This is a genomic window from Tepidimonas aquatica (genome assembly GCF_007556585.1).
Taxonomy (GTDB): domain Bacteria; phylum Pseudomonadota; class Gammaproteobacteria; order Burkholderiales; family Burkholderiaceae_C; genus Tepidimonas; species Tepidimonas aquatica.
Genome location: NZ_VJNA01000027.1, coordinates 27501 through 34659, shown reverse-complemented (window position 1 = coordinate 34659; position 7159 = coordinate 27501). Strand labels below are relative to the sequence as shown.

The following is a 7159-nucleotide window of genomic DNA, read 5'->3' as shown; positions in this document are numbered from 1 at the left end:
ACAACGAGGAGCGACCCAAGAAGGCATTGGGCGGACTGACACCGAGCGCCTACGCCAGGCAACTGGCATCGGCTACCATCCAACCCGGACTCTAGATCGAACCGCTACTGAAAGCGGGGGGACGTCGCCTCGGCATCATCAACGACGTGCCGATGACGCTGGTGGGCAAGCCGCAGCTGCCGGCCAACACCTATCGCGATTTCGAAAACCTCATCCGCGCCAACCAGGGCAAGCTCAACCTGGGGCATGCGGGCCTGGGATCGGCGTCGCACATCTGCGGCGTCATGTGGCAGTACGCGGTCAAGCTGGACAAGTCGATGGCCACCATCGCCTACCGCGGCACCGCGCCGGCGATGAACGACCTCATCGCCGGCACCATTGACGTGATGTGTGACCAGACCACCAACACCGCGCAGCAAATCGAAGCTGGCCGCATCAAGGCGTTTGCCGTCACCACCGCCAAACCGCTGGCGGACCACCCGTTGCTCAAGCACTACCCGACGCTGCAGGAGATGGGGCTGAAGGATTTCAACCTCACCATCTGGCACGGGCTGTACGCGCCCAAGGGCACCCCCGCGCCGGTGCTGCAAAAGCTCAACCAGGCGCTGCGCGCCGCGCTGCAAGACCCCGACTTCAAGAAAAAGCAGGCCAGCCTGGGGGCCATCGTGGCTGGCCCGCGTGACCCGCGCGTCACGCCCGAGGGCCACAAGGCGTTTGTGGCGGCCGAAATCAGCAAACTCAAAACCGTCATCGACGCCGCCGGCCAGTACGCCGACTGATGCGCCACGGCGCGGTGTGGGGTGGTCTCAGACGCCCCACACCACCTCGCAGCCCTCGCGCTGGCAGTGCTGCAGCATCTCGATGAAGGGCGCCACACGCACGCGCAGCGGCACGCGTTCCTCCAGCGGCTCGGTCGGCTCTTCGCCTTGGGCCTGCGCCTCCTCGCGGCGACGCGCCTGCTCGGCCTCCACCGCGGCGCGCAACGCCTCGATCGCCGCAGGTATCTGCTCCGGCATGATGATGCCCGGCCCATCGGGATCCCTGCCGAGGATTTGCAACACCTGCCGTCCGTTGGGCTCCAGCATCACCACGTCGCCGGTGGCTTTGGATTTGAATCGGTACAACATCGCCTGTCACCTCTCCTGTGGCCAGTTCAGACCCATCGTAAGGGCTGCCCGCGGGCCTGACAAGGGTCAGCCTCGACAAGGCTGCGTTGGCGCGGGCGGTGGGTGGCGTTCAGTTGCCGGTCGCCCCATTGGAAAGTAACGCCCAACCCGCCAGGTTGCGCAGGGCACGCAACAGGTTGCGCTCCACACCGCCCAGCTCCGGCAGCACGATGCCCGGGCCGTCCAAGTACAACCAGCCCAGCCAGCGCTCACCGCGCCACAGTGGCAACACAATCATCGAGGTGCCGGGCTCGCACGCGGCACGGTACCACGCCGGCAGACGCGCCGCCACCTTCGGCTGCGTCACGTCCTGCAGCCAACTGTCGCGCGTCATCCGCCCCAGGGTGATCAGCAGGTCTGCCGGCGCATCCCCGGCCACCGCCTGGCAAGCCACGCGGTAGTGGGCAAGCAGCGCCTCCGCCTGGGAGCCCAGGCAGGCCACCGGCGCGGCTTGCTCGGTGCCGCAGCGTGCCACCCACCCAGGCGCGCCGCGCCCGCAGGGCCCGCAGCATGATTTCCAGCGTCAACTCAAGCCGCGCATGCGGCGCCAAACCGTCCAAGCAAGCGGCCGTGGCATCGAACAGACCCTGGGCCAGCACCAGCGCCGGCGGCGCATCAGGCGGCACCTCCAGCGGCGCAGCGCTGCTCGCCTGCGCGACGGCGCTGGGCAGGTCAGCCCCAGAGGGCTGCGCGGTCGGGGGCGGGCGCGGTGTGGCCACCGGCTCGGTGCGCCAGGCGTCGCCGCTCAACCGCAGCCCAGCAGCTTTGGCCAGCGTGACCAGACGCTCGCGCCCCTGCTGCGCGGCCAACACGACCTGCTCAGGCGTCTTGTCCACCAGGTGGGCGTAGCGGTTGGCCAGACGCTCCAGCGCCGGGGCGCTGCCAGCCCGTGCGCCTTGCAGCCAAGCGGCGGCCAGATCAGACCCGGCCGCCGCCGCCCAGCGTTGCCACTCCACCCGATCGGCGGGCGGCCGTGCCGGCACGGGGCCGCGCGGGCGTTCCATGGTTCGTTGCAGCTCGGCGGGAAAACCCCACATGCGCGCCACCGCCAGGGCAAGCCAGCCGCTGCGAGCGTTCCGCCGTCACCGCCGCCTCGCCCGGCCCTGCCGCACCGGGCGGCGTCGCTTCACGCGGCGTCATGGGCACGCAGCACCGTGTCGACCAGACGCCCAGCGATCTGGCCCACTGCCAGCGCGGCGGGGCAGCCCGGCGTGTGCACCAACAGCAACTGGCGTCGCATCACCGCCTCCTTGACCGCCGGGTCCACGGGGATGTCGCCGACGTGCACCAAACGCACCGCGGCCCCCTGGCCGCCACCGACAAAACGGTTGAGCACCGTTTGCAACTGCTGCGTGATCGCGCGTCCATCACCGGGACGCGCGGCCTGGTTGACCACCAGACGGATCAGCCGGCGCCGCTGCTGCGTGGCCAGCACCTTGATCGTCGCGTAGGCGTCGGTCAGCGAGGTGGGCTCCGGCGTGGCCACGAGCAGCACCTCACTGGCCAGCGACAGAGCGAACAGCACCACGTCCGAAATCCCCGCGCCGGTGTCAAGCAGCACCACGTCGTAGCGCGGCACCACCTCCCCCACCAGGCGCAAAAAGTCTTCCCGCACCTCCGGCGTCAGACGCGAATACTCGACCATGCCCGAGCCGGCCAGCAACACGCTGAACCCCCCCGGCGCTTTGACGATGGCCTCGTCCAGCGTGCAGCGGCCCGTGAACACGTCATGCAGTGTCAGCTTGGGGTACAGGTTGAGCACGACGTCGAGGTTGGCCAAGCCCAGGTCGGCGTCCAGCACCAGCACGCGCAACCCCCGCCGTGTCAGCGCCGCGGCCAGGTTGGCCGACAAAAATGTCTTGCCCACACCGCCCTTGCCGCTGGTGATGGCGATCACCTTACCCTTGGACGGATGCAGCACGACGCCGCCCACCGCGGTGGCAGACGTCGGCTCGGAATGGGAGGTCGCGTTGGTGGTCATGTCACGTCGGGCTCGGCCTGTTCGGCCCCTGCGATGCTAGGCGCAGGACCGCCTAGCAAGCCGTAGAGCATATCCTTTTCTTCGGCGCTGACTTCGTCGTGGCGCAGCGGTTCGATCATCACACGGTTGCGCCCGCCGCGCTTGGCCTCATAGAGCTGGCGGTCGGCCCGCTCCAGCCAGTTCGCCAACGTCGTGCGCACCCACGGCGGGGCAAACGCCCCGCCCAAACTGGCGGAAATCGCCACCGTGCGACCATCGGGCACCGTCACGGCGCGCTGCAGCGCTGCACGCAGCCGCTCGGCCAGCGCCTGTGCGCGGGCCGGGGTGACGTTGGGCAACAGGACGGCAAACTCCTCACCCCCCAAGCGGGCCACGGTGTCCATCGGGCGCACCGTGCCGCGCAACGTGTCGGCCGCCGCCTGCAACACCGTATCACCGGCCAGATGCCCATACTCGTCGTTGATACGCTTGAAGTGGTCAAGGTCGACCATCAGCAACAACGGTGTCTCCCCCGCGCGGCTGGCCCGGTCGAGCTCCTGCACCGCCCGCGCCTCGAACGCACGCCGGTTCGGCAGCCCGGTCAGCGCGTCGTGTTCGCTGAGCTCGCACAGGGCATCCAACACCGCCTGTACGTCGCGCGGCGTCGGCGGTTGCTCGGGCGGCGGCAACACCACCCCAGCCTGGCGCAACAAAGCACGGACATGGTCCAAGCGCAGCGAGCTCCAATCCATCGTGGCTTCCCAGCCCGGTCGCAACCGGGCGTCCACGGCCATTGTATGCGCCGCTGCCGCGCACGATGCGCGGCACATCGTGCGATGTTGCGTGCACGCCGAAGCAGCCCCCGGCCGCTGGGGTCAGGCCGCCAGCAGGCCGCTGAACAAGCGCCGCGGCGCGCACGCCCCCGCCGCCCGCCCGATCGCAGCGATGTGCTCGGGCGTGGTGCCACAACACCCGCCGACGATATTGACCAACCCCTCGACTGCAAACGTGTGCAGCAGCCGCGCTGTATCCTCGGGCGTTTCGTCAAAGCCGGTCTCGCTCATCGGGTTGGGCAAGCCCGCATTGGGGTAACAGCTGATGTAAGTGTCGGCCGCCACCCGCGCCAACTCCTGGATGTACGGCTTCATCAGCGCCGCCCCGAGCGCGCAATTCAACCCGACCGCCAACGGCCGCGCGTGACGCACACTGGCCCAAAACGCTGCCACCGTCTGCCCGCTCAACAGACGGCCCGAAGCGTCGGTGACAGTGCCACTGACGATGATCGGCAAACACTCGCCGGTGGCGTCGAACGCACGCTCGATCGCAAACAGCGCCGCCTTGGCGTTGAGCGTGTCGAACACGGTCTCCACCAGCAGCACATCGACACCGCCCTCGATCAACGCCAGCGCCTGCTCATGGTAGGCCGCGTCCAGTTCATCGAACGTGACATTGCGCGCCCCGGGATCGTTGACGTCCGGACTGATGCTGGCCGTGCGCGGCGTCGGCCCCAACGCGCCGGCCACCCAGCGCGGCCGCTGCGCGGTGCTGTAGCGGTCCGCCGCCGCGCGTGCCAACGCCGCCGAGACCAGGTTCATCTCACGCGCCCAGGACTGCAACCCGTAGTCGGCCTGCGCAATCGTGGTCGCGCCAAAGGTGTTGGTTTCGATGATGTCGGCGCCGGCCGCCAGGTAGCCTTCGTGGATCTGGGCGATGACGTCCGGCCGCGTCAGGCTCAGCAGCTCGTTGTTGCCTTTGAGGTCACCCGGGTGTTGCGCCCAGCGCGGACCGAGGCCACTCGGCCCGCCTGCGCCGCGGTACTGCTGTTCGTCCAGCTTGAAGCGCTGGATCATCGTGCCCATCGCGCCGTCGATGATGACGATGCGCTTCCGCAACGCCTCCACCAACCCCTGGCCCCGTGTGTACGTTCGCTGCATGGTTGCTCCTGAGCCAGCGCGCGCCGCCGCGGCGCCGTTGGCTTGCTCCCAAAAGGAAAGCCCCGGAATTCTTGCAGAACTCCGGGGTTGCCTTGGTAATAACAGCCTGACGATGACCTACTTTCACGCGCTTGGGGGCGCACTATCATCGGCGCGAAGGTGTTTCACGGTCCTGTTCGGGATGGGAAGGGGTGGGACCACCTTGCTATGGTCGTCAGGCATAACCGGTTGGCCTGGCTGGGTGTTGTTCAGCCAGGCGCTGCATAGAGTCGGCAACGTGTGGTTGCGAAGTGCTTGACGTCGCAGCCTTGGGGCAGTGTCCAAGACGGCGTCGTGGTTGGTGCGGCCGCGCCGCACCTTGGCTAGCAAAGCTATAGGGTCAAGCCTCACGGGCCATTAGTACTGGTTAGCTCAAGGCCTTGCAGCCCTTACACACCCAGCCTATCAACGTCGTGGTCTACGACGACCCTTCAGGGGGGTCAAGCCCCCAGGCAGATCTCATCTTGGGACGAGTTTCCCGCTTAGATGCTTTCAGCGGTTATCTCTTCCGCACATAGCTACCCGGCGATGCCACTGGCGTGACAACCGGTACACCAGAGGTGCGTCCACTCCGGTCCTCTCGTACTAGGAGCAGGCTCCCTCAAATCTGCAGCGCCCACGGAAGATAGGGACCAAACTGTCTCACGACGTTTTAAACCCAGCTCACGTACCTCTTTAAATGGCGAACAGCCATACCCTTGGGACCGGCTACAGCCCCAGGATGAGATGAGCCGACATCGAGGTGCCAAACACCGCCGTCGATATGAACTCTTGGGCGGTATCAGCCTGTTATCCCCAGAGTACCTTTTATCCGTTGAGCGATGGCCCTTCCATACAGAACCACCGGATCACTTAGACCTGCTTTCGCACCTGCTCGACCTGTCAGTCTCGCAGTCAAGCACGCTTAGAGCCTATGCACTAACAGCACGATGTCCGACCGTGCCTAGCGTACCTTCGTGCTCCTCCGTTACGCTTTAGGAGGAGACCGCCCCAGTCAAACTGCCCACCATGCACTGTCCCCACCCCCGCTTCAGGGGGCCAGGTTAGAACCTCAAACGCACCAGGGTGGTATTTCAACGTCGGCTCCACGGCACCTGGCGGCACCGCTTCTCAGCCTCCCACCTATCCTACACAGATCCGTTCAAAGTCCAATACAAAGCTGCAGTAAAGGTTCATGGGGTCTTTCCGTCTTTCCGCGGGGAGATTGCATCATCACAAACACTTCAACTTCGCTGAGTCTCGGCAGGAGACAGTGTGGCCATCGTTACGCCATTCGTGCAGGTCGGAACTTACCCGACAAGGAATTTCGCTACCTTAGGACCGTTATAGTTACGGCCGCCGTTTACCGGGACTTCGATCAAGAGCTTGCACCCCATCACTTAATCTTCCGGCACCGGGCAGGCGTCACACCCTATACGTCCACTTACCGTGTTCGCAGAGTGCTGTGTTTTTAGTAAACAGTCGCAGCCACCTATTTTTTGCAACCCATTCACGCTTCGATGCTCTCTACACGCTACTAGGGCACACCTTATCCCGAAGTTACGGTGTCAATTTGCCGAGTTCCTTCTGCCGAGTTCTCTCAAGCGCCTGAGAATACTCATCTCGCGCACCAGTGTCGGTTTGCGGTACGGTCAACTGCAAGCTGTAAGCTTAGTGGCTTTTCCTGGGACCCCATTCGGTTGCTTCGCGGGACATGCCCACTCGGGCGACGGCCTCGGTATGTGTGCGCCGGATTTGCCTAACGCACGCCTACTTCCGCCTCCACCGGCACTTCCAACCGCCGGCTCAACCTAGCTTGATCCGTCCCCACATCGCACTTGCAGTCGGTGCAGGAATGTTGACCTGCTTCCCATCAGCTACGCCTTTCAGCCTCGCCTTAGGGGCCGACTCACCCTACGCCGATGAACGTTGCGTAGGAAACCTTGCGCTTACGGCGAGCAGGCTTTTCACCCGCTTTAACGCTACTCATGTCAGCATTCGCACTTCCGATACCTCCAGCAGGGTTCTCACCCCACCTTCAGCGGCCTACGGAACGCTCTCCTACCATGCGTGTTGCCACG

At 65.6% G+C, this 7159-nt stretch carries 5 protein-coding genes, 2 rRNA genes and 1 pseudogene (1 of these 8 running past the window's edge); 1 reads left to right on the top strand and 7 read right to left on the bottom strand.

The annotated features are described in order from the left end of the window. Positions 1 to 128: 128 nt before the first annotated feature. A pseudogene (locus tag Taqua_RS10145) lies at positions 129 to 779 on the top strand (tripartite tricarboxylate transporter substrate-binding protein); the annotation flags it as partial. A gap of 27 nt (positions 780 to 806) precedes the next feature. Here the strand turns inward: Taqua_RS10145 and Taqua_RS10140 are convergent. From Taqua_RS10140 to Taqua_RS10110, 7 genes are all read right to left on the bottom strand, one after another. Next, a complete protein-coding gene (locus Taqua_RS10140) occupies positions 807 to 1127 on the bottom strand; it encodes a DUF1840 domain-containing protein (RefSeq protein ID WP_144326547.1) in 321 nt (106 codons plus the stop codon). Positions 1128 to 1236: 109 nt separating this feature from the next. After that, positions 1237 to 1641, bottom strand: coding sequence for a hypothetical protein (locus tag Taqua_RS10135; protein WP_144326546.1), 405 nt, complete (start codon positions 1639 to 1641; stop codon positions 1237 to 1239). Positions 1642 to 2292: 651 nt separating this feature from the next. Further along, positions 2293 to 3147 carry a MinD/ParA family protein gene (locus Taqua_RS10130; protein ID WP_144326545.1) on the bottom strand — a complete coding sequence of 285 codons (855 nt, stop codon included), beginning with the start codon at positions 3145 to 3147 and terminating at the stop codon, positions 2293 to 2295. Then, the gene (locus Taqua_RS10125; RefSeq protein WP_144326544.1) at positions 3144 to 3878 is read right to left on the bottom strand and encodes a GGDEF domain-containing protein; all 735 of its coding nucleotides are present in this window, start codon (positions 3876 to 3878) and stop codon (positions 3144 to 3146) included. Before Taqua_RS10125 ends, Taqua_RS10130 begins: the two co-directional genes overlap by 4 nt. A gap of 123 nt (positions 3879 to 4001) precedes the next feature. Then, complete coding sequence (locus Taqua_RS10120; protein WP_144326543.1) at positions 4002 to 5060, bottom strand: homocysteine S-methyltransferase family protein; 1059 nt, start codon at positions 5058 to 5060, stop codon at positions 4002 to 4004. A gap of 104 nt (positions 5061 to 5164) precedes the next feature. Beyond that, positions 5165 to 5279: ribosomal RNA gene (rrf, locus tag Taqua_RS10115) — 5S ribosomal RNA — on the bottom strand. Between the two features lie 156 nt (positions 5280 to 5435). Continuing rightward, positions 5436 to 7159 (bottom strand): 23S ribosomal RNA (locus tag Taqua_RS10110) (it continues 1162 nt past the right edge of the window).

Bases quoted from the DNA above. Each gene is read 5' to 3' on its own strand.
- Taqua_RS10140 (WP_144326547.1), bottom strand. From the start codon at position 1,127: ATGTTGTACCGATTCAAATCCAAAGCCACCGGCGACGTGGTGATGCTG.
- Taqua_RS10120 (WP_144326543.1), bottom strand. From the start codon at position 5,060: ATGCAGCGAACGTACACACGGGGCCAGGGGTTGGTGGAGGCGTTGCGG.
- Taqua_RS10130 (WP_144326545.1), bottom strand. From the start codon at position 3,147: ATGACCACCAACGCGACCTCCCATTCCGAGCCGACGTCTGCCACCGCG.
- Taqua_RS10125 (WP_144326544.1), bottom strand. From the start codon at position 3,878: ATGGATTGGAGCTCGCTGCGCTTGGACCATGTCCGTGCTTTGTTGCGC.